The organism is Pseudovibrio ascidiaceicola, assembly GCF_900114245.1.
GTDB classification, from domain to species: Bacteria; Pseudomonadota; Alphaproteobacteria; order Rhizobiales; family Stappiaceae; genus Pseudovibrio; species Pseudovibrio ascidiaceicola.
Genome location: NZ_FOSK01000010.1, coordinates 1 through 25,899, shown reverse-complemented (window position 1 = coordinate 25,899; position 25,899 = coordinate 1). Strand labels below are relative to the sequence as shown.

General features: G+C 50.8%; 19 protein-coding genes. 2 read left to right on the top strand and 17 right to left on the bottom strand.

Annotated elements, in window-relative coordinates; all coding sequences use genetic code 11:
• Positions 1-165: 165 nt before the first annotated feature.
• Positions 166-3,654 (bottom strand): transcription-repair coupling factor, encoded by a 3,489-nt coding sequence (gene mfd / locus BM231_RS18235; RefSeq protein WP_093521599.1) that lies wholly within the window; start codon positions 3,652-3,654, stop codon positions 166-168.
• A gap of 83 nt (positions 3,655-3,737) precedes the next feature.
• Entirely contained in the window at positions 3,738-4,043 is a 306-nt protein-coding gene (locus tag BM231_RS18230) for an FAD assembly factor SdhE (protein WP_093521597.1), read from the bottom strand.
• 177 nt (positions 4,044-4,220) lie between these two features.
• On the opposite strand from BM231_RS18230, the gene recG reads away from it, so the two are divergent.
• Positions 4,221-6,323, top strand: a complete 2,103-nt coding sequence (gene recG / locus BM231_RS18225; protein WP_093521595.1) for an ATP-dependent DNA helicase RecG — start codon at positions 4,221-4,223, stop codon at positions 6,321-6,323.
• Position 6,324: 1 nt separating this feature from the next.
• Here the strand turns inward: recG and BM231_RS18220 are convergent, their stop codons facing one another.
• Positions 6,325-7,074 (bottom strand): DUF502 domain-containing protein, encoded by a 750-nt coding sequence (locus BM231_RS18220; protein ID WP_093521593.1) that lies wholly within the window; start codon positions 7,072-7,074, stop codon positions 6,325-6,327.
• 279 nt (positions 7,075-7,353) lie between these two features.
• Here BM231_RS18220 and BM231_RS18215 point away from each other — a divergent pair, with 279 nt between their 5' ends.
• Complete coding sequence (locus BM231_RS18215) at positions 7,354-7,707, top strand: YbaN family protein (RefSeq protein ID WP_057466196.1); 354 nt, start codon at positions 7,354-7,356, stop codon at positions 7,705-7,707.
• A gap of 22 nt (positions 7,708-7,729) precedes the next feature.
• Here BM231_RS18215 and cueR read toward each other — a convergent pair whose 3' ends face one another.
• The 14 genes from cueR to BM231_RS18145 form a co-directional block, all read right to left on the bottom strand.
• Positions 7,730-8,125, bottom strand: coding sequence for a Cu(I)-responsive transcriptional regulator (cueR, locus tag BM231_RS18210; RefSeq protein ID WP_093521591.1), 396 nt, complete (start codon positions 8,123-8,125; stop codon positions 7,730-7,732).
• Between the two features lie 16 nt (positions 8,126-8,141).
• Positions 8,142-10,601 (bottom strand): heavy metal translocating P-type ATPase, encoded by a 2,460-nt coding sequence (locus tag BM231_RS18205; RefSeq protein ID WP_208860482.1) that lies wholly within the window; start codon positions 10,599-10,601, stop codon positions 8,142-8,144.
• A gap of 120 nt (positions 10,602-10,721) precedes the next feature.
• Positions 10,722-13,904: an efflux RND transporter permease subunit gene (locus BM231_RS18200; RefSeq protein WP_093521589.1), complete on the bottom strand. Its 3,183-nt coding sequence runs from the start codon at positions 13,902-13,904 to the stop codon at positions 10,722-10,724.
• Positions 13,901-15,409: an efflux RND transporter periplasmic adaptor subunit gene (locus BM231_RS18195; RefSeq protein WP_093521587.1), complete on the bottom strand. Its 1,509-nt coding sequence runs from the start codon at positions 15,407-15,409 to the stop codon at positions 13,901-13,903. Before BM231_RS18195 ends, BM231_RS18200 begins: the two co-directional genes overlap by 4 nt.
• A gap of 463 nt (positions 15,410-15,872) precedes the next feature.
• A complete protein-coding gene (locus BM231_RS18190) occupies positions 15,873-16,088 on the bottom strand; it encodes a hypothetical protein (RefSeq protein ID WP_093521585.1) in 216 nt (71 codons plus the stop codon).
• Between the two features lie 396 nt (positions 16,089-16,484).
• Positions 16,485-19,517, bottom strand: coding sequence for a DUF6531 domain-containing protein (locus BM231_RS18185; protein WP_093521583.1), 3,033 nt, complete (start codon positions 19,515-19,517; stop codon positions 16,485-16,487).
• A gap of 3 nt (positions 19,518-19,520) precedes the next feature.
• On the bottom strand, positions 19,521-19,985 hold the full coding sequence (locus BM231_RS18180) for an SMI1/KNR4 family protein (RefSeq protein ID WP_063292568.1): 465 nt from the start codon (positions 19,983-19,985) through the stop codon (positions 19,521-19,523).
• Positions 19,978-20,190, bottom strand: a complete 213-nt coding sequence (locus BM231_RS18175; protein ID WP_109314613.1) for an HNH endonuclease signature motif containing protein — start codon at positions 20,188-20,190, stop codon at positions 19,978-19,980. The genes BM231_RS18180 and BM231_RS18175 overlap by 8 nt, the downstream gene beginning before the upstream one ends.
• Before the next feature lie 133 nt (positions 20,191-20,323).
• Positions 20,324-21,190, bottom strand: a complete 867-nt coding sequence (locus BM231_RS18170) for a PAAR domain-containing protein (protein ID WP_093521581.1) — start codon at positions 21,188-21,190, stop codon at positions 20,324-20,326.
• Positions 21,191-21,387: 197 nt separating this feature from the next.
• The gene (locus tag BM231_RS18165; protein WP_093521579.1) at positions 21,388-21,939 is read right to left on the bottom strand and encodes a hypothetical protein; all 552 of its coding nucleotides are present in this window, start codon (positions 21,937-21,939) and stop codon (positions 21,388-21,390) included.
• Between the two features lie 11 nt (positions 21,940-21,950).
• Positions 21,951-22,667, bottom strand: coding sequence for an HNH endonuclease (locus BM231_RS18160; protein WP_093521577.1), 717 nt, complete (start codon positions 22,665-22,667; stop codon positions 21,951-21,953).
• Between the two features lie 11 nt (positions 22,668-22,678).
• The gene (locus BM231_RS18155; RefSeq protein WP_093521575.1) at positions 22,679-24,037 is read right to left on the bottom strand and encodes a hypothetical protein; all 1,359 of its coding nucleotides are present in this window, start codon (positions 24,035-24,037) and stop codon (positions 22,679-22,681) included.
• Positions 24,038-24,047: 10 nt separating this feature from the next.
• Positions 24,048-24,968, bottom strand: a complete 921-nt coding sequence (locus tag BM231_RS18150; protein WP_159437972.1) for a DUF4123 domain-containing protein — start codon at positions 24,966-24,968, stop codon at positions 24,048-24,050.
• A 1-nt stretch (position 24,969) separates the two neighbouring features.
• On the bottom strand, positions 24,970-25,899 hold a 930-nt coding region (locus BM231_RS18145; protein ID WP_139226366.1), incomplete at its 5' end, for a type VI secretion system Vgr family protein.

Genomic DNA, 25,899 nt, shown 5'->3' with positions numbered 1-25,899 from the left:
AAGCTGCATTGCTCCCATCGTCAGTTGAAGCGACAGAACTCAAGCAAAATTAATCAGCTCACAAAACCTTTCATCTTAACGCTAAAAACGCAAATCCGCGCACATAGCGACGCAACGCTGGGATTTCATAAAAACCCCAGCAAATGAGCCATTTAAGACGAAAAATCAGGCATTTTCAGCCAGCCGCGAGAGCTTAATCAACACAGCAGCGGTTCCCTTCAACCGATCATCCGCAGACGGCCAGTCACGGGTCAGCACCACCTTCTGATCAGGACGGATCTTGGCGAGGATAGTTTGCTCCGCGATGTAGGATACCAGCCCCGCTGGATTGTTGAACTCGCCATTGCGGAAAGCAATCACGATGCCCTTCGGCCCAGCGTCAATCTTTTCAACGTTCGCTTTGCGGCACAGCCCCTTGATGTAGACAATCTTCAGAAGGTGTTGAACTTCCTCAGGAAGTGGCCCAAAGCGGTCAATCATCTCCGCCCCAAAGCCATCGATGTCTTCAAGCTCCATGAGATCCGCCAAGCGGCGATAAAGCTCAAGGCGCAACTGAAGGTCCGGCACATACGTATCGGGGATAAGAACAGGCGTACCGATAGCAATTTGCGGGGACCACTTGTCTTCCTGGAAGTCCTCACCACCAGATTTGAGCTGCGCAACCGCCTCCTCCAGCATCTGCTGGTAAAGCTCAAACCCAACCTCTTTAATATGCCCGGACTGCTCTTCCCCAAGCAAGTTACCAGCTCCACGAATATCCAGATCATGCGACGCAAGCTGGAAGCCCGCCCCCAAATTCTCAAGACTTTGCAGCACCTTAAGGCGGCGCTCAGCAGTAGGCGTCAGCGTCTTATTGGCAGGAACCGTAAACAGAGCGTAAGCCCGTGTCTTGGAACGCCCCACACGCCCACGGATCTGATAAAGCTGCGCCAGACCAAACATATCTGAGCGATGCACAATCAAAGTGTTCGCGTTTGGTATGTCCAATCCGGACTCAACAATAGTCGTCGCCAAAAGCACATCAAACTTGCCCTCATAAAAGGCATTCATGATGTCATCCAGCTCTCCCGGAGGCATCTGCCCGTGAGCAGAAACCACTTTAACTTCAGGCACATTCTCTTCTAGGAACGCCCTCACCTCTGCCAAATCAGACACGCGCGGACACACATAAAAACTCTGACCCCCACGATAGTGCTCACGAAGCAAACTCTCGCGGATAACCATCGGGTCAAACGGGGATATAAACGAGCGCACAGCCAAACGATCCACCGGCGGTGTTGCGATAAGGGAAAGCTCCCGAACGCCCGTCAGTGCCAATTGTAGGGTACGAGGAATCGGGGTCGCAGATAGGGTCAGAACGTGAACATCACTTTTCAGCTCTTTCAACCGCTCTTTATGCTTCACCCCAAAATGCTGTTCCTCATCGATAATGAGAAGTCCCAGATCCCTGAAACCAATGGCTTTTCCCAGGAGCGCATGCGTCCCGATCACAACATCGACGGAGCCTTCTTTCAGTCCCTTCTTGGTCTCAGACAGTTCCTTACCGGGGACAAGTCGCGATGCCTGACGCACTTCAATCGGCAATCCATTGAAACGATCCGCAAAAGTCCGGTAATGCTGACGCGCCAACAACGTGGTCGGAACCACAATCGCCACCTGCCTCCCAGACATCGCTGCCAAAAACGCAGCTCTTAGAGCAACTTCCGTCTTACCAAAGCCCACGTCACCACAGATGAGCCGATCCATAGGACGCCCTGAAGCCATATCATCAAACACAGCTTCAATGGCACTCATCTGGTCATCGGTCTCATCATAGACAAACCGCGCAGAGAACTCGTCATAAGCCCCTTCAGGAGCCGTAATCGCCGGAGCTGTTCGTAATGCACGCTCAGCCGCAATCTTGATCAGGCCGTCGGCAATCTCAAGAATGCGCTTTTTCATCTTGGCTTTACGGGCCTGCCATGCCCCGCCGCCAAGCTTATCTAACTGAACTTCCTGATCTTCTGAGCCGTAGCGCGTCAGCAGCTCAATGTTTTCGACAGGAAGGTAAAGCTTGTCCGACCCCGCATATTGCAGCTCCAGACAATCATGCGGCGCCCCAACAGCTTCAATGGTCTTCAGCCCAATAAAGCGCCCAATACCATGCTCCACATGCACCACAAGATCGCCGGGCGCCAGAGCCGAGGCCTCAGTAAGAACATTCGCACCTTTGGACTTACGCCGACGCTGACGCACCAAGCGATCACCGAGGATATCTTGCTCCCCAATGAAGGCCAGATCATCAATCTCAAAGCCATGCTCCAGTCCAAGAAGGATCAATGCGGTCAGCCCAGCGGGTACCTTGCCCAACTCAGCAGAATTGCCCGCATATCCAGTGCGGTCCAATCCATGATCACTAAGAACTTGGGTTAACCGTTCTCGAGAACCCTCACTCCAACAAGAAAGAACCGCCCTCTTCCCATCCTTGGCAAGAGCAGCCACATGCTTGGAAAGCGCATCAAAGATATTTACATCACCAGCAGCACGTTCAGCCGCAAAGTTACGTCCCTGACGGCCACCCATATCAATCGCAGTCTTGCCTGTGCCCGGAGGCATCGCGAACGGGGATAATTGGGCGGAGGCTCTGTCTGCCACAAATGTGCTGAACTGCGTTTCCTGAAGATAAATAGCAACTGGTGGAATAGGCTTATACGGCACACCAGAAGAAAGCGCTTTGTTGTGAAGCCCGTCCTGACGCGCACCAAAATGCTCCTCAATCTGCTCAAGGCGCTCCTTGATCATGTCCTCAGCACTGGCATCCAGCACAACCGGCGTTTCACCAATATAATCAAACAGAGTAGAGAGGTTATCATGGAACAGAGGCAGCCAATGCTCCATCCCCGCATAACGCCGCCCCTCACTGATGGACTGGTAGAGAACATCCTCAGGCCCAGCGGCCCCAAAAGCAGTCACATAGTTACGACGGAACCGCGAAATCGTTTCAGGATCAAGAATGATCTCGCTCATAGGAACAAGCGTTAGCCCCTTCTTCTGGGCCAGCGTTCTCTGACTATCCGTATCAAAGGAACGAATGGACTCCAGTGTATCTCCGAAGAAATCCAGACGCACAGGCTCTTTGGTTGCCGGAGAAAACAAGTCAATAATGCCACCGCGTACCGCATACTCCCCGGTTTCTCGCACAGTTGGCGTGCGGGCAAAGCCGTTGACTTCCAGCCACTTAACGATTTTGTCGGGATTGATACGGTTGCCCGGCATAAACGAGAGAATATGATTGGCCGTCCACTCACGAATTGGCATCCGCTGCAAAGCCGCGTTCACTGTTGTGATCAGAACAAACTTCTTTTTCTTCGGCAGCCCCTTTGCCAACCGAAGCAATGTCAGCAACCTGCGCGCGACAATCGCTCCATGAGGTGAAACACGGTCATACGGCAAGCAATCCCATGCAGGCAGCTGAAGCACTTCCACATCAGGCGCAAAGAACCCCAGAGCTTCCGTCAGCGCCGCCATACGGGTTGCATCCCGCGCAACATAAGTCATCGCAAGGCCGCCCTCCTCAACTTCAGCAAGCACCTTTGAAAGCACGTAAGCCTCTGCTCCATCAGGAACGGAAGCAAGCGTGATGTTTTCACTTTTTTTGAGCAAACTTTCAAACACGGGAGGGGCAACCTTATTATTTCAAATCGTCGGCGGGCAATAAAAGGCACCTGATCTACAGCAAACCAAATACCACAGCGCAATTAGCTTCCAGCCTTGTCCTTGTAGTAATCAAGGATCTTGCGGAACAGATCTGTGTTTGCTTCATCAGGGACTGGCTTCGTACCAATAAACCATGAGAAGAGATCCTGATCATGATGTTGCAGGAACACTTCCAGCTCATCCAGCTCATCATCATTCATCTGCACAATATGCTTTTCAACGTAGCCGCCCAGCATGATGTCCATTTCCTTCATGCCACGATGGTGACAGCGGAAAATGATACGTTTGCGGCGGTTATCCAGTCCTGTGTTCTCGTTTTGATCTTCGCTCTGCGCACTCTGATCCATCGTCGTTTCCTTAGAAGGTCGCTTATCCTTGTCACTATCTGCAAATAGATAGGGCCAAAATGTTTCGCCTGTATACAACCCTTATTTTCATCTGTCAGTGTTTTCTTAAGGGCGTTGCACAAATCACAGGAACATGGCACAGATCAGATCTGCTGTTCACGTTCTGGTCTATATGGTATGCGCCCTACTCGCCTTGATCCTCTTTTCGCTTCGGTCACCAAACTTCCGGGTATCGGCCCCAAGATTGCGAAGACCATAACAAACCTGCTTGTCGGCAGCCCGGACCGCGACGCCCGCATTTCCGATTTGCTCTTCCATGTTCCGGTAAATGTTATCGACCGACGCTTGCGCCCAGGTGTCTCCGGCTCCCCCGAGGGGGAAATCGTGACGCTTGTGCTCCACATAGACCAGCATCGCGCACCTCCACGAGGCAGCCGTGCGCCCTACAAGGTTCTGGCGCATGATGAGACCGGAGCCATTGAGCTGGTATTCTTCCACGCACGCGGAGATTTCTTGCATCGCACACTGCCCGAGGGCGAGAAGCGCATAGTCTCTGGCAAGGTGGAATGGTTTAACGACCGCGCCCAAATGGTGCACCCAGATCATATGGTTTCTGAGGAAGAAGCTGAAAATCTGCCGCTCGTAGAGCCTGTTTACCCAATGACAGCGGGCCTTGCCTCCAAAACACTCCAACGAGCTATGGGCACCGCTCTTGAGTTCCTCCCGCAAATGCCTGAGTGGCAAAACCAACCCTTCATAGAGCAACGCGATTTCCCACCGTTTGATGTTGCCTTGCGGTCCATACATAAACCGGAGGATGCCAGAGATCTGGCACCAGAAGGCAAAGCCCGCGAACGTCTCGCTTACGATGAGTTTCTGGCAAACCAGCTAGCCCTAGCTCTTGTGCGCAACTCTCTGCGCCACATGGGCGGCAAAGCCCGCAAAGGGGACGGCTCCCTGCGCCGAAAGATCCTTACAGCCCTCCCGTTCGAACTCACAGACGGCCAGGAAGAAGCGCTGAAAGAAATCTTTGCAGACCTGGAAGAGCCAACCCGCATGTTACGCCTGCTTCAGGGCGATGTTGGCTCAGGTAAAACAGTCGTCGGCCTCATGGCAATGGCAGCTGTTATTGAGACAGGCGCTCAAGCCGCTATGATGGCTCCAACGGACATTCTGGCCCGCCAGCACTATGCTTCCATGAAACCTCTGTGCGATGCAGCAGGCATCCGCACCGCTGTTCTGTCAGGTAAAGACACGGCCAAAACTAAACGCGAGATTGGTGAAGCGTTGGAAGCAGGTGAAATCGACTTAATTGTCGGCACCCATGCGCTCTTCCAATCAACGGTCAATTTCAAAGACCTTGGTATCACGATCGTAGACGAGCAACACCGCTTTGGTGTCCACCAACGATTAGCTCTGTCCTCCAAAGGCGCCCACGTGGATGTACTTGTGATGACCGCAACTCCAATCCCACGCACGCTGGTCCTCTCTTACTTCGGCGATATGGACGTCTCCCGCCTGACTGATAAGCCCAAGGGCCGACAGGAAATCAAAACCGTCTCCATATCACTGGACCGCATTGGTGAGGTTGTTGACCGCCTGAAAGCAATGATTGCACAAGGGCAAAAGATCTATTGGGTCTGCCCGCTCGTGGAAGAGTCGGAAAAGATCGACCTTGCCGCTGCTGAAGAACGCTTCAACGATTTGCAAAACGCCCTAGGCCCGGTTGTTGCTCTCGTTCATGGACGTCAGAAGGCTGATGAGAAACAAGTCGCCATGGACGCCTTCAAAAATGGTGACGCCCGAGTGCTTGTAGCGACAACCGTGATTGAGGTCGGCGTAGACGTCCCGGATGCAACCATCATTGTTATTGAACATGCCGAGCGCTTTGGACTTGCTCAGCTGCACCAGCTCAGAGGACGTGTTGGCCGTGGAAGTCTAGCATCATCCTGCCTGCTCCTTTTCAAAGCCCCTCTTAATGAGACTGCAGCATCCCGCCTCAACATCCTGCGTCAAACCAATGACGGCTTTCTCATCTCAGAGGAAGATCTGCGCCTGCGCGGTGAAGGTGAACTCCTGGGCACCCGTCAGTCCGGCACACCCGGTTTCAGGCTTGCCTCCATTGAAGATCATGCAGACTTGATGGAAATCGCACGTGATGATGCAAAACTCATCATGGCCACGGATCCAGAGTTAGAAACAGAAAGAGGCGACGCCTTGCGCCACCTCTTGTATCTCTTCGCCAGAGACGAAGCTATCAAACTGCTTAGAGCGGGCTAATCTATTCAGCCGCGACGGTCTCGGGACCATCACCGCCTTTGCCAGCTTTCTTGCGTTGATGCGCCTCAACAGCCTTTTTATCCTCGCCCTCTAAAAGCTTCGGATACTCTGGGCTGACAAGACCAGCTGAAATAACCAGCTTTGCGGCATCTTCAACGCTCATGGAAAGCTCGATGATGTCCTCGCGCGGCACAAACAGCAAAAAGCCAGAGGTCGGGTTCGGTGTAGTTGGCAAGAAGACAGAAACCGTATCCGCTTGCTCTTCCAGATGCGCAGCAACTTCGCCCTTGGTGTCCGTGGCAAGAAACACAATCGCCCACAAACCTTTACGCGGATATTCAACCAAACCTGCTTTGGTAAAGTTGCGGCCGCTGTCATTCAAAACAGTTTCAAAGATCTGTTTCAATGCAGAATAAAGGTTACGCACCAATGGCATGCGGCCAAGAATGGATTCGCCAACGCTGATGAGCGAGCGCCCAGCAATGTTAGCTGTCAGGAAACCAATCACCGTTATTGCCAACAATGCAGCAAACAATCCAAAACCCGGAACTTCCACCGGCAGATAGTTATCTGGATTGTAGATAGATGGCAGGAAGGGCTTTACCCAACCATCAATCAATTGGATCAATGACCAACTCAGATAAAGCGTAATACCAACCGGACCCGTGATCACAAGGCCAGTAAAGAAATAGTTCCGCAGTCGCGTCATAAACCCAACGCGCTTCGGCTTTTTATCCCCGTCAGATCCCATCGGCCAAACTTTCCTAATTCGGGAACCCTCCGCTTTATATCAGCGACAAGGTGCAGGTATATCCGTGCTTCTTTACGAACTAGTGTATTTTGTCGGTTTTGCAAGTTCCCCTTGAAAAAGAATTCATGCTTCTCATCTAAGAGGGTGGATATGTTAGCCATGGTCGCCAGTTGATGCGCCAATAGCCAAACTCCCCCTATTGTCAGCACTCACCAACACGGCGTATAAGGCATATCATGCTTGCCGGAAGTGGAGCTCTCTGTGAAGAAGCTATTCTATATGACGCTTGGATTAGCCCTAGTGGCCACAGGGATCGTTGGCATCTTTTTACCGTTGCTGCCGACAACAATTTTCTTCATTCTTGCAGCAGGTTGCTTTGCAAAATCCAACCCACGTCTGGAAAACTGGATCCTGACACATCCAAAGATTGGACCAAGTGTCATCCAATGGCAGGAACATAAGGTCATCCCAAAAAGAGCAAAATTCTTTGCCTTCACAGGCCTGATCTTTGGCTACCTAATGTTCCTCAAAATGTCCCACCCCACAATCCTGCTGGCCGTTGCCGTCGCCCTCATGATGTGCGCCATAGCCGCCTACATAGCCAGCCGCCCCTCCAAACCACTGGCGACATGAAAGTGTGATTGGATAATCACACCTACTCCCCCTTCCCGTCACTCAGGTTATCCAGGATTGGGCAGTCGGGGCGGTGGTCGCCGGCGCAGGCGGTTATGAGGTGGGTTAGGGTATCGCGCATGGCGATGAGGTCGGCGATTTTGGCTTCGATTTCCTGCACGTGTTGTTGCGCGATTTTTTTGACATCAGAACTGCCGCGTTCTTTGTCCTCGTAAAGTGCCAGCAAGGCCCGGCACTCTTCAATGTTGAACCCAAGGGAACGGGCACGACCGATGAATGTTAGCTTGTGCAGTTCTGTTTCTTCAAAGATCCGGTATCCGTTTTCATTCCGTTTAGGATGAAGAAAGCCGATATCTTCATAATAACGGATAGTCTTGGTCGGGATGCCGGAGCGCTCTGCTACTTCACCAATATTCATCGTCGTTCCATCCCTTTTAGTGGGCCGTTGTCGCTTTGATCCAGCGTAACCGCAAAGCGTTGGTTAAGACAAACACGCTTGAAAGTGCCATAGCACCGGCTGCCAGAACGGGAGACAGAAGCGGGCCGCCGAATGGATATAACACGCCTGCAGCAACCGGAATCAGCAGTGTATTATAACTGAATGCCCAGAACAGGTTCTGACGGATGTTGCGCATGGTTTTCTGGCTGATGTGGAACGCATTGACCACACCGTTCAGGTCTCCAGCCATCAGGACAACATCCGCAGCTTCAATTGCCACATCAGTGCCCGTGCCGATGGCGATGCCAACGTCTGCTGCGGCAAGTGCAGGCGCATCATTGATGCCATCGCCCACGAAGGCCAGTTTGCCGGAAGCGCTCTTCCGCAGGTCTTCCAATGCATGGACTTTGCCGTCAGGCAGAACCTCGGCAATCACGCTATCGATACCAAGCTCGGCTGCAATGGCGTTTGCGGTCTTCTGATTATCGCCTGTGATCATCACAACCTTCAAGCCAAGCCCATGAAGGGATTTGATTGCATCTGGAGTTGTTTTCTTGATTGGGTCAGCAACTGCAATTACCGCTGCAACTTTCCCATCAATTGCAACGTAAAGTGGGGTTTTACCACGCGTTGCAAGTACCGTTGCATCGACAGAAAGCTGTTCCAATGCAATACCTTCACGATCCATCAGACGGTCGGCACCAACCAGAACATCTTGCCCCTGCACAACTGCACTGACACCAAATCCTGTCAGGGAGTTAAAGCTCTCTGGTTTTGGAAGTGCTATGCCACGTTCATGTGAAGCCTGCACGATTGCCTTTGCAATGGGGTGTTCGGAGTTTTGCTCAACGGCTGCAACCATTCGCAAGACATCTTCCTCCTCAAACCCCTCGCTCAGGATGATATCTGTCAGTTCTGGATGTCCGGCTGTGAGCGTGCCAGTCTTATCCAAAGCAACCACCTTGGTTTCCTGAAGCATCTGCAACGCGTCACCTTTGCGGAACAGAACGCCCAGTTCAGCTGCGCGGCCTGTACCAACCATAATGGAGGTTGGTGTTGCCAACCCCATGGCACAGGGACAAGCGATGATAAGCACAGCAACGCCGGCTACTAAAGCAAGACTAAGCGCAGGATCGGGACCAAACAGGAACCACACAGCGACGGTGAGGATTGCAACGGTAATCACAGCTGGCACAAACCACGACGTGATTTTGTCGACCAATCCCTGGATTGGCAGTTTGGCACCTTGAGCCTGTTCCACCATCTGAATGATTTGCGAGAGAACCGTATCATTGCCAACTTTGCTGGCCTGAACACTCAAGGCTCCCGTGCCATTGATCGTCGCGCCAACAACCTCATCACCTGACGTTTTTTCAACCGGGATTGGCTCACCTGTAATCATGCTTTCGTCCACGAAGGAAGAACCTGAGATAACGGCACCGTCGACGGCGATCTTCTCACCCGGACGGACCTGAATGACATCGCCGACAATGATCTCTTCAATCGGAACTTCTACCGTGACACCATCACGCTCAACGCGCGCAGTTTTAGCCTGCATGCCAACGAGCTTTTGGATAGCTTCTCCAGTCCGCCCTTTAGCGCGAGCCTCCAGAAAGCGGCCTAGCAAGATGAGGACGACAATCACTGCGGCGGCCTCATAATAGACGTTAACAGTCCCCGCCGGGAGCAATTGTGGCGCGAAGGTTGAAACGAGGGAGAAAACATATGCGGCGGAGGTTCCAAGCGCGACCAGTGAGTTCATGTCCGGCGCGCCTTTCAAGAGCGACGGGAAGCCCTTGGTGTAGAAATGTCGACCCGGTCCAAAGAGTACGACAGTCGTCAGGACGAACTGCAGATAGTAACTGTTCTGCAAACCAAGAGAGTTCTCAATCAGCATATGGACGCCGGGGATGAAGTGACTTCCCATTTCGATCAGAAAAACCGGAAGTGCCAGCGCAGCGGCGAGCAACACTTTGCTTTTGAGCTGCCGGATTTCATCTGTTTTGCGGTGAGCTGTTTCAGCAGGCTCGGTCTTTTCCAATGTAGCGGGATACCCTGCTGCAGTGACCAGTTCAGCAATCGCAGATGGTGTTGTTGCCCCGGCTGCGTAGCGCACTGTCGCGCTTTCTGTTGCCAGATTAACATTGGCTTCCAGAACACCATTTCCGGCTCGCAACGCTTTTTCAGCTCGTCCCACACAAGACGCGCAGTTCAGGTTCCCGACACCAAAAGTGATGCTTTCTGAAACCGCTGGATAGCCAGCCGTCTGAAGCGCATTGGCCACATCTTGCGTCGTGAGGGTCTCATCGTAATTGACCAGCACGCTTTCCGTTGCAAGGTTGACCGAAGCGCTGGCCACACCGGAAATACTCTTTAGGGCCTTCTCGACACGACCGACACAAGACGCACAATTCATGCCTTCGACTTGCATTTTCAGTGTTGAACTGTGGGACATAATTTCACCATTTCATTGTCTGTTGAAGGCACCCTAAGGGTTCCAGCCACTGGAAGGTCAAGACTAAAATCAACAAGGAAATGAAAAGAGTTTGGCCATCAGGTAATCGACAATCAAACATCACTTAGGCTTTGTTATCTCCTGACTTTCACAGGCCTCTTCTTCTCCGGTGATTTTATTCAATGCAGATAATCGGGCTTTCTTCCAAAGCACATAAATGGCGGGGATGACAAAGAGTGTAAGCAGGGTCGCGGTGATCATACCGCCAACCATTGGGGCTGCAATCCGTTTCATGATTTCTGAACCCGTTGCACTACCCAGCATGATTGGTATCAACCCGGCAAAGATGGTTGCCACGGTCATCACCTTTGGCCGCAATCGTAACAGGGCACCCTCGATAACAGCATCAAGGATATCTTTTGTGGTGAGGACCTTGTGTTCTTTCCGGGCAAACGCCACACGCTTGTCCCAGGAAAGGTTCAGGTAGAGCAACATGACAATAGCCGTTTCAACAGCAACACCTGCCAAGGCGATGAAGCCAACCAGCACGGCAACCGACAAGTCAAACCCTAAGGTGTAGACAAACCAGACGCCACCTGTCAGCGCGACTGGCAGGGACGTTAGAATAATCGCGACCTCTCCTACGCGGTTGAACGCAAGAAAGAGCATCAGAGTGATGATTAGCAATGTTACCGGCGCAACCAACTGCAAGCGTTCCTGAACACGCTCGATATACTCATACTGTCCTGACCATGTGATCGAATAACCAGCAGGGATTTGAACTTCGGAAGCGACCAGTTTTTGTGCTTCGCTGACATAACCACCAAGGTCTCGTCCCTCGATATCGATGAAAACAAAACCAGTTGGGCGTGCATTTTCTGAGCGGATCATACCGGGGCCGTCAACAATGTTGATATTTGAGACGGCTCCAAGCGGAATATGCGCACCGGATGGCGTCACAACGGGGAGTTTTTCAAGTTGATCCGGGCTGCTTCTCCAATCCTGAGGATAGCGTAAGTTGATGGGGTATCGCTCCAGTCCCTCAACGCTTTCGGCGATATCCATTCCACCAATTGCGGTTTGCACTACATCCTGAACATCCTTAATATTTAGGATATAGCGAGCCGCGGCATTACGATCGATATCAATCTCGATAAAGCGCGCACCTCTTGGGCGCTCTGCGTAGGAGGATAGCGTCCCCTCAACGCCTTTCACGAGGCCCTCAATCTTCACTGCAAGATCTTGAATGACCTGTAAGTCCGGCCCCGACACTTTGACACCAACAGGTGTTTTCATGCCAGTCGCAAGCATATCAATGCGGTTCTTGATTGGTTGAATCCAGACGTTCGTCAGGCCGGGAACCTGGACTGACTTATCCAGTTCCTGCCGAATTTTCTCAAGCGTCATCCCTTCACGCCACTGATCTTGCGGCTTCAGCTGAATGGTGGTTTCAAACATGGTCAGTGGAGCTGGATCTGTTGCTGTTTCGGCGCGGCCAAGCTTGCCGTGAACGGTCTTTACCTCAGGCACCTGCATGATCATTCGATCCGTCTGCTGAAGCACCTCACGCGCTTTGCCAATGGAGACACCGGTGTACAGCGACGGCATGTAAAGGAAATCACCTTCCTTCAACTCCGGCATAAACTCAGATCCAATCCAGTTCAACGGCACAAGAATGGACGCGACCAGAACCAGCGCAAAGATGATCGTTGTTTTGGGCCAGGCAATAACGCCTGCAAGTGCGGGCCGATACAAAGCGATGCATAACCGATTGACCGGGTTTTTAGCTTCAGGATGAATGCGTCCGCGCACAAAGTAACCCATCAGCACTGGCACAAGCGTGATGCTGAGAATGGACGCAGCCGCCATGGCATAGGTTTTAGTGAACGCAAGCGGCTTGAACAGGCGCCCTTCCTGCGCTTCCAGCACAAACACCGGCAGAAAGCTGATGGTGATGATCGCAAGCGAATAGAACAGTGCTGGCCCAACCTCGGAACAGCATTCGGCGACAATTTTCCAGCGGTTCTTATCGGGATTCGGTTCCTTCTCAAGTCGTCGATGCATGGCCTCGATCATCACAATGGCTGCGTCAACCATCGCACCAATGGCGATGGCGATCCCGCCAAGGGACATGATGTTCGCATTCACCCCTTGCAGGCGCATCACCAGTAATGCCGTCAATATGCCAAGAGGAAGGGAGATCAAAATGACCAAGGAAGACCTGAGGTGCAGGAGGAACACTGCACACACCAGAACCACAACCAGAAACTCCTCTGAGAGTTTGGTGGTCAGGTTGTCAATTGCTCGCTCAATCACTCCAGACCGATCATAGGTGGTTATAATCTCCACGCCTTCTGGCAGGTTCGGTTTCAACTCGTCCAGCTTGGCATGCACACCCTCAAGTGTTCTCAGCGGGTTTTCACCCCAGCGCATGATGACAACGGCACCAACGGAGTCGCCTTCCCCATTCAGATCTGCCACACCACGGCGCATTTGGGGCCCAAGGCGGATGTCTGCCACATCGCTCAAAGTGAGAGCTGCACCGCGCTCATTCACCTTGAGAGGGATTTGCTCCAGGTCCTCAATAGATTGGATATAGCCCGTCGCACGGACCATGTACTCCGCTTCTGCCATCTCAATCACACTGCCGCTGGTCTCGCGGTTTGCATTTTGGATCGTGCTCATGAGAGCAGGCAATGTCACGCCATAGGCCCGTAGCTTGTTAGGGTCGACGACCACCTGATACTGCTTAACCATACCGCCGATGGTTGCCACTTCCGATACGCCGCTGACAGTTTGAAGTTCGTACTTCAGCCACCAGTCCTGTAAAGAGCGCAACTGCGCCAGATCATGTTGGCCGCTTCGGTCAATCAAAGCGTACTGAAAAATCCAGCCAACCCCAGTCGCATCTGGCCCCAGCTCTGGCGTGACCCCATCAGGCAGTTTGGCTCCAACCTGCGCGAGGTATTCCAGCACCCGGCTTCTGGCCCAATAAAGGTCCGTGCCGTCCTTAAAAACCACGTAAACATAGGAGTCGCCATAAAACGAGAACCCGCGCACGTCGATCACGTCTGGCACCGACAACATGGCCGTGGCGATAGGATAGGTTACCTGATCCTCAATGACCTGAGGGGCCTGTCCGTCGTATGGCGTTTTGATAATGACCTGTACATCAGACAAGTCTGGAATCGCATCAACCGGAGTTTCTTTCAGCGCCCAGATGCCGCCAAGCGTCAGCATCACAGCCGCCATAAGCACGATCACCCGGTTCTTGATGGATGCACGTATGATGGAGCCAATCATTTTTCATCGGCCCCCACCGTATCAGCAGGTGTTGATGTTGAACCCTGATCTTTGGTATCTCGCAGTTCGACAAGGCTAAAGCGCTTGTCAGATCCTTTGGTGATGGCAAATTCAACAGGCTTTTCAAACTGGAAAGCATGGTTCTTCAGGTTTGCACGAACTGCAAACGTCGTTTCCATCGCCGGCCACTGCAGTTCTTCTATGGCGTCATGACGAATGGTGATGGAGTTTGTCTTTGCGTCGAATTTTGTCACTGTACCATCGCCCCATATGGGACCATCTTGCGCAGAAGACATGCGAGCCAAACCGGCTGAAAGTGAACTCTCACTATCAATCAGAAACTGAGCAGAGGTTACAACTTCCTCCCCTGCTTCAAGGCCCTGTAAAATCTCAGTCCTACTTCCTCCTCCAAAGCGGCCCGTTAGACCCGGAGTAACCATGCGTGGCTGAAACGTGCCATCCTCGGTCTGCAAGATAACTCTGTCAGACGATCCTGTTCGTATCAACGCGCTGGCTGGAACTGTTACCGCACTTCGCGTTTCAGACGGAATAATGGTCACACGCCCAAACATATTCGGACGCAAAACACCCTTAGAGTTGTCAAAATGCAATCGCACCGGCAGTGTGCGCGTCACCGCATCCAGTTCCGGATAGATGTAGTCGATACGACCCTCAAGCACTTGACCGGGCAGATGCTCAAAGCTTGCAAGCACGTCGCTGTTCTTGCTCAGGCGTGCAATGTCCTGCTCAAACACATCCACCATCAACCAAACAGAAGACATGTCAGACAAAGTCAGGGCTATGGAATCAGGCTGCAGATACATGCCATCTGCTGCTTCCAACGTGGTCACAACACCAGATTGAGGTGCATAGACCTTGAACACCTTAGCCGGAGAACTCGCCCGGGCCATTTCATCTATCTGAGCACTATCAATGCCGTAGTTCTGAAGCTGGATCCGGATGTTTTGCTCGACTTGCTTATCATTCCGGCGCACGGCCCGGATCAGGTCAGCACTCGCCACCGTCACCTCTGGCGCATAGACAGTGAAAAGCAGATCTCCTTTCTCAACCGGATCACCAACTGCACGGATATTGAGCTCCTTGATCCATCCTTCCGTACGCAAGTGAACCTGACTGGAACGATGCTCGTCATAGCCAACGAACCCAACGCTTTCGATTTTCTCTGAGATAGGCTCAACGCTGGCAGTCGCAGTGCGTACACCGATGCTGTTAATCACACCAGGCGACAGCACGATAGCATTCCCGGTTTGCGTCGCGTCCTGCCCTGCATAAACAGGAACGAGATCCATCCCCATGGGAGATTTTCCAGGTGCATCACGTCGGAAACTTGGGTCCATCGGCGCAACCCAGTATAAGATTTCATTTTCAGCACTGCCTGATCCAGCAGAAGTCCAGTCCATCGAACTTCCAACAAAGATCCCTAGCCCAGCCGAAACACTCGCCACAATCGCAAGCCCAGCCACAACCGCGTATCCACGACGCATCGGTCCTGTCCTGATTTACCAAACACCATTCAGACTTGAGGTTGCTCTACGACCGCTGAGATACTCACCATCCCAACCACATCCCTCCAAGCCCTAACAACAGCACCACTTTTCTTTACTTCTTCCGGCACTGCTCAACTTAGTATCCGACATACTAATCCTTCCAGTTACTGGAAGGTCAAGTGTGTATGAAGGGGGCAACTTTTGCTAGGATTACTGCTTCATAACCAGTATCTTCGCTCTAGATTTTCAATCACCCGCGCATATTCCAACACTTCTTTATACTTCGTTTGGAGGGAAAATCTGAGTGTCTGTTCATCACTCGTATTACCAAGAAATCCGCAGACATATACTGGTCAACACCAGTTAGATTGAGGTGCTTGACCCCGGCTTCAAACGCGAGCATGCGCGTATTAGTTCTTTTAAGAGGAAACGGATCACGGATTTGAGTAACTTGACTATGTCATTCAAGCAACAGGAACAAGGAGAGTTCTAAGTCAGACAGCGGATGATGAGTTCGCTTCGATTTATGACCAAAGACGTGATACTGCCTCCCAAGAGACAGCAAATCTCGAACCATTAGCCAGGGCTTGTATTCAGAATACTCAACGCTGCCTCGTCCTTCTTCGATAATTTTTGCAAATTTGGCGTCAGAAAACGCCTTATTCTTACCAGCCATGACAAAACCACTGGTTTAATGCTCCCCGTGCAAGCATTAAACCAGTGCTTTCTGTATGCAATACTGACTGCAGATCATAAACCGGAAATTCTTTTTAAGATTGGCGGACAACACCTCCAAACATCATTCAGAGATTTCGAATAAGTTTAAGTCTGGCTGGGCCAAAAGCTGCAATTCTCTAACCAGCCATTCGAGTAGCATGGCGTTTTGCCTCATTTCTCACTCCAGTAAGCAAGATCTCGGGCCAAAAAACAAAATTGGAAGGCGGGGGCTGAACACCGGTTACAATAGAGCCATACAACATAGGCAATGATTTGAAGCAGAAACCGGTGGTGCTTGTAACTGATCGGAACTGAGGTCATAGTCCTCGCTTACTCATTAAAACTGGGGCCAGAGTTAAGTTGATGGCGCTCCGTAAGGTCCCTTCCAGAACGGTATTTGAGGCCATATCAGACCTTCTGGGGTCAATTGACCAAAAGGAAAGAAGTTATCGAGAACCTGCAGCCGCGACAGGACAAAAAACATACCACTAAACATTCCAAAGCTGTTCAGTTTCGACATACGTACGGCTATTCGCGAAGAAGCATCAGCACCGAAAAGAGTGTGATCGAAAGGAAAGGTATAGCGTGTCTTATCGTCGGTTCTGAGCAGCACCCCATTCATACAAGGTAGACACGAAACCGGTTCATTATCCAGCATCATAAACCAGCGATGTCCTGCAGCATAATAAGGGCTACAGAAGCGTCGTGTTCCCCCGATTTCCTTTATTTTGACATCGCAAATCTGACCCGTAAGAGTATAATTCAGATCTACCTCATCATGAAGATTACTTGCCCTTGAGTTTTGCAAAAATCCTGGAAGCAAGTTGGAAAATCGAATGGACTTAACCCTACCAACAACATCACGATCAAATTCGTAGCATAGAATATCCCGGTCATCCGCAACGAGCGTCACGGTTTGAACAGCCCCAGCAGGATTATGCTGAGTATTAAATGCCACTTCTCGACCTTTGGACTCCAGAGCAAACCGGTCACCATGATCTATGATCAGCAGTTCCTGACCATTCAAGTCAATCCTCAAATAATCATCCACTTGGTTCACATTTAGGTAGAAACCTGCACTTTCGCAGACAAACCCATTTGCTCTTAATGTGTAGCGATCTGTTCCTGAAGCGTCGATGCATTCGCCTTCCTTGTCGGAAAATCTCCTTGAAAAACTGGTTTGAATGCCATGCTGATTATCAATAGTCCCCGATTGGACAATTCCGGTTACATAGTCAGTTTCGGTATTGAATCGAAAAATCGCGTGGTCAGGATCGTCGATAACTTGCCAGCTTTGATCTGAATAGCATTTAAATTTTTGCCCATTCAGTTTTAGGATGTCGCAACCCTCGTCCCTCTCAAACTGAGCAAAAAAGTGATCACTTGTAACAGCACTTAACCGACCAGTATCATCATAGGTGTAGCGAAAAACCCTGTCGTCAATCTGTTCCGTATCAAGAAGTGTACCCAAATAATTTCTTTTGAGAACCTGCTGACCATCGGTCAAATTGCAAAGGCGACCAACGCCATCAAACGCAGCATCCAGCGATTGCTGAGGTTGGTCAGTCAAGTTTGCATCCCATTGATGGACACTGGTTTTGATGTTTCCATCAGATTGTTCAGATCTTGCCAAATGAGCTGTTCGGGCAATGTCAAACACATCAGCACCCGTTGAGGAAAAGGTCCATTCCTCGGAACTACCTGCAACTGCAAGATCATTTATAAACCCGGAACGACTGAAACCCACTTCGACGGAGCGATCCTCCAAACCGACCGGTCGACCAAAGACATCCCGACCAATAACTTCGGTTCCAATCTCGACAAAATCAGAGTGATTATCAGCATGGTAAAACTGAAGATGCGATACAGGCACCACATTGGAGGAAAAAGGAGACAACAAAGGCTCGGATACCCCCAGAAAAGCCGCATGAAACAAACTGGACATACGGTCCAGAAGATTATGAGGCAAATCTACATGAATACAAGAAGAATCCCCGGAAAGAGCTGCCCGCCAGGTGGTTCTTTCAACAGGAGCCGAAAGAATATCATGCATATGGGCAAGCAATATCTCAGCTCTACCCTCTTTAACAGACTGCGGCAATTCAATGAGACCAGCTACCGACAAAGACCTTTTTCGTACAATCTCAGCTAAAGAACCGAATAACTCTGATGGAGAATATGGGGCTAATCGAGGTGTTTGTATCACCCCGTCAGTGAAGCTGAAGCTGGTATCTGGCGTTATAAGTTCCGACAGGGCTTTCGTATCTTGATCATACTTCAGCAACCATTCCAGACCCCGGAAATTCATCGAAAGCGGATTTCCGGCATCGTCATAACCAATTCTCAAAAGCTCCTGATCACCATCCCCTATTGACGCAAGCAGGCCCCATTCATCCTCATACGAGAATTCCAGACTTGTATCTTCACCTGCCTCCACCCTATGCAAGCGGCCATCTTGCCAGTGATAGGTAACGGTTCGCCCATCTGCCAACTTGAAAGAGGAAAGAACTGCTTGGTCACAATCAATGCTGAATTCGGTTATTGCGTCTCCACCACGGCGGATTACCGTCTTGTCAGTGGCTGGATAGGCACACTCCAACGGTGCCATGCCATGCCTGAAGCGCCTGTTCAAAAGCCGGTTATCACTATCTAGCTGCAAGGCTTCAAACGCACCTGAAGGTCTCACCCGGTGGGTAAGCTTCCCGTCTTCATTATACATATAGGCCCACTCTCCGGCATATTCCGAGCGAACCTGTACAAGCCTGCCATCATCATCATATCGATAGGAACCAACATCCTTTAGTTGACCGGTTACCCGATCCCGTTTGCTTATCCGATTGATCTGCAAATCATCACAATGAGTATCAAGATGCAGCCCGTCGCTGCGGGAAACACTGGTCAAATTTCCATATGCTGATCGTTTGAAACGGATTTCATCGCCAGCTTCATTATATAGCCTGCGCAGAAAAACTTTTTTACCGTCCGACAAACCAAACTCGTAAAACAATCCCCCTGCTACCCGAAAGGTCGGGCGCATATTCAGGATTTCAAGTTTCCAGTCCTTTACAACAGGATTGGTGGAAATTCCCCCAGACCAGGGTATCTGGAAGCGTGCGATCTCACCCGTTGGCAGGTGAAGGCTCAACCATTCCGGGCCCGGCAGAACATACAGGCTCCAGTTATCAATCCATCCCTCGCCAGTCTGTCCGCTGAAAAGTGACATGGACTGCCAGGTTGAGGTCAGAAAGAGGGGAATTTTTCCCGGATAATAAAGATCAGTTCTGGAAAAGGTCGCTTCACCGGAGACAGGATTGAAAATTGAATCCACAAGCCGGGTGCTTCCAGGCCTCTGCCCTCGATAATCATAAAGGTCATAAAGTACGGACATATGTCAGCCCTGAAAGCTGAAGAGACGTTCAAGGAAATGATCCAAGTTTTTCCCGATATAATTCAGATTGCTGTAATCAGCGTCCCCTTCATTTTCATGATCCCAGAAATATATCGCGCCTGCATCATCTCCAGACAAGGACAGCAGGATCAGATTACCGAACGGATCATGCGCAATGGGAAGCATATGGGATGGAACACGCTCGTCCTCGACATACATGGAACAATAATCCAGTAAATCTGACGGATCATCAGTTCCCACTGACAAAAACCAGTCCACCAAAGAGTCGCTATAGGGACCATCATCATCAAGAAACGAGAAGCATTCTGGTACCGGCCTACCGCCATTGTGCTGAGACAAAAACGACCGGTAATCTGCTGGCAGAGCAAACCCTAGTTTCTTTTCCAAAGATGCAAGAGCTGCTTCATCAAGCCCGGTGGAAGCGTCCAATATCACTGCCTTAGCCATTCTTCAGTTGCTCCTTGATTACCGAAACACCACCGGAGTGAGGAAAGGCGTTATGCATGCTGGAATCGACAAGTTGCAATGTACCCGGATTGGCGCCATCATGGTGCCAGGTAAACCCCTTTGGAGTTCTGACATGCCCTGCATGCTGGTTTGCCATGTAACAGTCACGTACCCGACTGGGTTTAGCTGTCTTTGATACAGTCATATTTTTCTCTTTTAATCTCGCTTTGACAGATCCAATCCGACCTGTTTCTTGCATGCATGTTCGTGTCTGCACCCTTAAAATCAATTTGTGAAGGCGTGAAGACCGATTAAACTTCAACTACGTTCGGGTAAACTCAGAGACCACAGGCATTTGCCATGAGCTTTACACACATATCCGAGGCCTGCGGACGCAATACAGAATCCAGCTTTGCCGGGTTTCCGGATTGGGCCAGATCATGCAATCCCGCCACTAACGGATTATCGGGAATATTCGGTATAGTCGCAGACAATGGCTCCCCCAGTGATGTCTCAGACGACACGGCATCGGAAAAATTCTGCGAAACACGGGAGACAGCCTGAGAGGTAACTTCCGGCACCTTGCCTTTCAGGGCACCGATCAGGGCGTCGCTGTGTAATGCCTTGGTTTTGAGCGTATCAAGAGCTTTATTCGTCAGGCTATCCAGCCCAACTTTGGGAAGATGCGAGGCAACATGGTGGGAAAGGATGTCTTGAATTCCACTTTCAAGAATTGAAGTGAGCTGATCCTGCACGAATGCACCTAGCTCAGGCACTGGCATAGACAGAGCCTCCTTGAAGGCGAGTAATTCGACCGACGCAGGATCTTCCAGCCTGCTCAAACCCGGATCCAGCAAGGGCGATGCATTATCCTTTGCGCCTTTCATGCAGCTCTTCAGAGGACCACCCATTCCCACATCACCAATAAAGGTATCACCGGAGCCGGCTGAAACAGAGCCGCCACAGCCGATACTATCCCCCACACGTCCTGCTTTTTTGCCGTTGATGAATACGGTAGCAGACCCGGCAGACAGAGAACGTGGATGAGGAGGGCATTGGGGGCAGCCATGCGGAGCAAACGCATCACCTAGCCTTACGGCCTTTCTGCCATTAATGAAGGTATCGCCTGAACCGCTAATAGCCGGTGTCGGAGGAAAACAGCCATGGCCTGCTCCAATATCTCCCAATCGTGCTGCTTTTGGCATTTCGCCTCTCCTTCAAAATCAAAAAATCAAAATCCGATGAAGCCCGCAACGAGCCCTGACAAAACCAAATCTAACGGGCCTGAATTCTCTCAAAATTTCTGGTTCAAGCTTAAATCACCGCGAAAGAACACGTCACTTATATTGCCCTTCTCGTGCTGGTATCCCCAGCTCCCCATACCCCCTGTTTGAACAGAAGGTTACTCACCGTGATCCTCTTTCCATTCCTCAATATCATCCTCATCTGCTGTAAGGGCATCGATAAATTCTTCAAAACTATCGCCGAGTTTGGTTATGCCTTCAATATCAGAGGGTATGTCATCCATATCATCATCAAGAACTAGAGGCTTGATATCCTCAAGCGCAAACACCTTACCAATACACTTGCCCCTGATAACCAATCCAATCGATAAATGAGTGCCATACGCAATAATAAGAGCATCATTGACATTGCCTCGTATCATTGAACCTTCAAGCTGTTTTGTACAAGAAACAACCGTGGTCGCAGACTCAAATCCATACTCTGGATGCGGAGCAATACGCGCAAAAAAATCAATATAAAGAGATTCATTATCTTTCTCAAAACAGCAGGGAAGAGGATCAGATCCTGTTCCATTTTCCTTGCAAAAGTCCAGATATTGCTTCAGGCTTTCATGATCCTGAAAGCTGAACTCGAATGCCTTTTCATGATAGGCAATCCCTATGTCCAGCTGCTCGTTTGAATCCGGATATCCAAATTTTATAGTCTGCATTATTACTCACATTATTTTTTATGTTCAGCCCTACCACCCGAATGGCCAAATAATTTATGAACCCAATAGTCCACCAGCAACATAGACGTCCCATCTTCATGATGATGCCATGTATACACTGGTTTTTTGTCATCGGGATCCTTTTTATCCAACTTACGTCTTCTAGCCTTTCCATCTTTTTTTATAGCTCCAGCTTTTTCCGCCAATTCAGTATCTTCGTCTACAAGCTCTTTGTTCGCTCTGGTGAAGTCTTCCGCCCTATCCTTACCATAATCAATTTTTACATCCCCACTTTCTGGAGCCTTTACTGCATCCAAAGTTTCGCCACCTGGTTCTTTGCGAACAGACTTGAAGTCTGGATAGCCATTATCATCATATTTAATGCTGACATTCTCACCCTCTTTTAGACCAAATCGTTTCTTGAGTTCAGGTGGAGGTGTCATCTCCATACGCATCCCACCGGGCACTCTCGTAACTTTGCGAACTCCAGTTGTTTTCACTGGGTCCCAAATCTCCCCTTTCGGCTTCCCGGCCGGCCATGGAATTTCCTCACCATTTTTGTATTTTTTGAAAGGGCTTGTACTAGTCGCTTTTTTTGCCGCGCCAGACGATGAAGTATTAAGAACATCGGGAGCTTTTCCCTCCATCATGTGATTGGTCACTGCGGGCTGTTCGGAAGCTTTTTTGCCACCTCTTCTAAGAGCGGCCGTTCTAGGCTTCAATCCCATATCAACCTCCCCTATTCAGGTGCTATAATGGCCGGTAATGCGGTCGCAGTTGTAGCTGCCGTCCCACCACTAGCCGCAGCATTTTTGAAAATCTTCGCCACCTCTTTTGTTAGGGCCTTGATCGTGTCTTCATCATGCAGATTGCCAACCACGAATTTGATGATCTTGCGAACGAACTCCTGAAACACTTCGTCAAGCTTTCCGAGTGCTTTCTCAACCATACCAACTGCCTTGGATGCGAATTCTACAATCTTGCTAACTGCCAGTTCCGCTGCCTTGATCAACCCAGAGGTGTCACGCAATCCCCACAAGGTCCAGCTTGCCCGTGCTTCTGCCAGCGCCTTGCTGGCTTGTTGCTGCATGGTAGCCAGAAACTTTTTGAAGAGGCCCATAGCCTCCTTGATCAGTTTCTGAAAATCGGCCGCCAGGTCCTGAAGCCATTTGACGGCATTGCCGGAAGAAAAGAAGCGTGCCACAGCCATGACAGAATTGATCATTTCTGGTGATGCGGCCTTCTTGAAGGATTTCAGGAAATCGCCTGTCGCCTTCAAAAACGGTTTGCAGGCATTGAAAATGGTTTTTAAAACCCCCTTGACGACCGATCCAACAGTAGGGACCAGCCCGATGGTGCAAATACCTAGCGATAGCCACAGCAACCAGCCTTCTTCCTCCCGCACCTTGCTGTCACAAAGCTTGAGCACAATCGCAGAAACATCCCTGAGATCGCCAACCTGATCGATAATAGGAATTGCCGTCAGCGCTGCATCGAAGATAATCTGCCCGGTTGTCGGATTGTCATTCCACTCTCCTTGCAGCGCACCCCATATCCAACCAAACCAACTTTCATCATCAGCATCCAGTTTCCGTAGGGTATTTCTCGCGTTTTCCTCAATCCGTTTATATTCATTGACTTTTCGCTGTGTATCATCGTCCAGCCCACCAAACAGGCGACCAAGCGCAGTACCGTCAATCTCGTCGCGCATGCGCTCCGCTTCATCCCGCGCAAGACGCGCACGAACAATATCCTGGTTTTTCAGATAATCCGGATTCCGCTTCTGTTGGTTTTCCGGCTTGTATTCAATGGCATCCTCGCCGACCAGCACCAGAGCCGCCTCGTTTGGCAGGCCATGAATCGCCACAAAACCATTGTCACCACAGGTGCCGTTGGTCTCGGCGCCCCCCTCCATAATCAAATGAAACGGAGCCCCTGGAGACGGGAAAAAATCTTCATAATGAACAAAAAGGGCCATTGCATTCGGACAATGGTCACAAATCCGATCTGGGTGCTCTTTGACCGTTGAAAAATCAAGATCAGCCAGGTCAATCACATCTCCGGTTGGCTGACCGCCTGCTGTTTCTGCCTGTGTCATTGCCCCTGTCCTATGCTGCACCCAGCCTGGACGCATCCTTGCGCCTGGCCACCTGCGTCAATCGTTCGATTTTTGATTGCCCGGACATAAAATCTGGCCCGGAAAGAATGGACTTCGCCTCTGGCAGTACGCCATTTTCGTGGAAGCCCTCACCAAAAGCAGTCGTCAGGACAATGAACTTCACCTTGTCCCGTTCCATTTCAAATCCAAGCTTTTTGGCGGTTTTCTCCGATCTTGCAACGAGTGCCAGCAAGTCCTTATCACCGCGGTCAGTCAACTTTTCACCAAAGCCCTTACGCAGAAAATCCAAAATGCGTTCATGCCGAAGCTCAGTCTGCTTGCCCCGCAATGCCTCGAACTGCCTGGCACCTACCCGGTAGGGCGGAAGGCTGGCAATCCCGGCTTCTTCGGTGTGATTGATGCGATAGGTATAAAAGCGTTTGTCCTTGCTGTTCGGTGCGATATGGAAAGCCCCTAAATCACCACAGAAGGCTTGGGCCATTTCTGGTGTCATTGAGCTCAAAAATGTTTCGAGAAGGCGCGGGTCGTAGAAACGGAAGAGAACAGTTGTGTTCCCTTTGGGCGGATAGACATTTACCCAATTCCGCCAATGCTGAACGAGATGGGACGTAGCAACCCTCTCAGATGTCTCGAGAAAGAAGCCCCAAGCATCATCACTTTGCGTCAGGCTAACAATATGCTCCCACATCTCGTCCTTGGGTCGGACAAGATGGGGCGCTTCCGTATTGTAATAATCCTCAGCCAGCTCCTCATAGAGACAAAAGCCATCCTCTTTCAGATCAGCCACATGTCCAGGAACATCCTTGTTCCCGCAGGCATCGACAAGAGCAAACAATCTGCCGTCATCACGAAGAGATGCCAGATCATCCCAGCTGACATGGTCAGGGATATTGGTATAGGACAACGCCATATCACCTGTATCCTCGGTCGGTTGCAAGCTCAGCAGCTTTCGGGTCCGTTGGCTCTTCAGGCGGTGGTGGGGCGGCATCCGCCGCCGTCCCCGGGCTACCACCCTGGTTGATCTTCACTTTGTTGCCGACAATCGTAACCCCGCCGGAATCAATCTTGACGAAACCACCCGGCCCTTTGATGGTCAGTTCTTCGGTGCCTTCCAGAACAATATTAGGTGCCTTGACCGTGGTCTTGCCCAAAATGGTCGTCGTCGAGCCTCCTTCAACCTTGAGACTGTCCGATCCCTTGATCATGGTGGACCGGTTGGCACGAAAACTGTTTACGACAGCTCCGTAAACCGTTGTATGCAGGGCGTTATAGACCTTGAAAAGCAGTTTGCCGCCGAAGATCCAGTTCGTCTCATTATCAATGCGACGATATTCATCTTTTGCTATGTGCTGATAATGGTTGTTCTTGACCAGCAGGTGTCGGTTGTTCTCGACAATCTGATGCCGGTCATGCCGAATATGTTCACGCCGGTCATTCTCGACAATGATGTCCTGATCTTTTTGGGCATGGACATATACTTGCTCCATCCCGGCCTGATCTTCAAACCGCAACTCGTTCGAACCCACACCCTTGTGAGTATCCGACTTGATTGTCATAACCGTTTTAAAGTCCGGCAGGCTGTAGGGACTCTTGTTGTTGTTGTGGTAGGTCCGCCCTGTGATGATGGGTTGATCAGGGTCGCCTTCGAGGAAGTCTACGATGACTTCGTGGCCGATGCGGGGGATGGCGATGTGGCCCCAGCTGGCGCCAGCCCAGTTGGAGGACACGCGGATCCAGCAAGATGAAGTGTCGTTCTTGGCGCCGTGGCGATCCCACGGGAACCAGACTTTGACCCGGCCATGCTCATCACAGTAGATCTCTTCGCCCTCAGGGCCGGTCAC

Coding starts and splice junctions, on each gene's coding strand:
- BM231_RS18230 (WP_093521597.1), bottom strand. CDS start 4,043: ATGGATCAGAGTGCGCAGAGCGAAGATCAAAACGAGAACACAGGACTG.
- recG (WP_093521595.1), top strand. CDS start 4,221: ATGCGCCCTACTCGCCTTGATCCTCTTTTCGCTTCGGTCACCAAACTT.
- BM231_RS18220 (WP_093521593.1), bottom strand. CDS start 7,074: ATGGGATCTGACGGGGATAAAAAGCCGAAGCGCGTTGGGTTTATGACG.
- BM231_RS18215 (WP_057466196.1), top strand. CDS start 7,354: ATGACGCTTGGATTAGCCCTAGTGGCCACAGGGATCGTTGGCATCTTT.
- cueR (WP_093521591.1), bottom strand. CDS start 8,125: ATGAATATTGGTGAAGTAGCAGAGCGCTCCGGCATCCCGACCAAGACT.
- BM231_RS18205 (WP_208860482.1), bottom strand. CDS start 10,601: ATGTCCCACAGTTCAACACTGAAAATGCAAGTCGAAGGCATGAATTGT.
- BM231_RS18200 (WP_093521589.1), bottom strand. CDS start 13,904: ATGATTGGCTCCATCATACGTGCATCCATCAAGAACCGGGTGATCGTG.
- BM231_RS18195 (WP_093521587.1), bottom strand. CDS start 15,409: ATGCGTCGTGGATACGCGGTTGTGGCTGGGCTTGCGATTGTGGCGAGT.
- BM231_RS18190 (WP_093521585.1), bottom strand. CDS start 16,088: ATGGCTGGTAAGAATAAGGCGTTTTCTGACGCCAAATTTGCAAAAATT.
- BM231_RS18185 (WP_093521583.1), bottom strand. CDS start 19,517: ATGTCCGTACTTTATGACCTTTATGATTATCGAGGGCAGAGGCCTGGA.
- BM231_RS18180 (WP_063292568.1), bottom strand. CDS start 19,985: ATGGCTAAGGCAGTGATATTGGACGCTTCCACCGGGCTTGATGAAGCA.
- BM231_RS18175 (WP_109314613.1), bottom strand. CDS start 20,190: ATGACTGTATCAAAGACAGCTAAACCCAGTCGGGTACGTGACTGTTAC.
- BM231_RS18170 (WP_093521581.1), bottom strand. CDS start 21,190: ATGCCAAAAGCAGCACGATTGGGAGATATTGGAGCAGGCCATGGCTGT.
- BM231_RS18165 (WP_093521579.1), bottom strand. CDS start 21,939: ATGCAGACTATAAAATTTGGATATCCGGATTCAAACGAGCAGCTGGAC.
- BM231_RS18160 (WP_093521577.1), bottom strand. CDS start 22,667: ATGGGATTGAAGCCTAGAACGGCCGCTCTTAGAAGAGGTGGCAAAAAA.
- BM231_RS18155 (WP_093521575.1), bottom strand. CDS start 24,037: ATGACACAGGCAGAAACAGCAGGCGGTCAGCCAACCGGAGATGTGATT.
- BM231_RS18150 (WP_159437972.1), bottom strand. CDS start 24,968: ATGGCGTTGTCCTATACCAATATCCCTGACCATGTCAGCTGGGATGAT.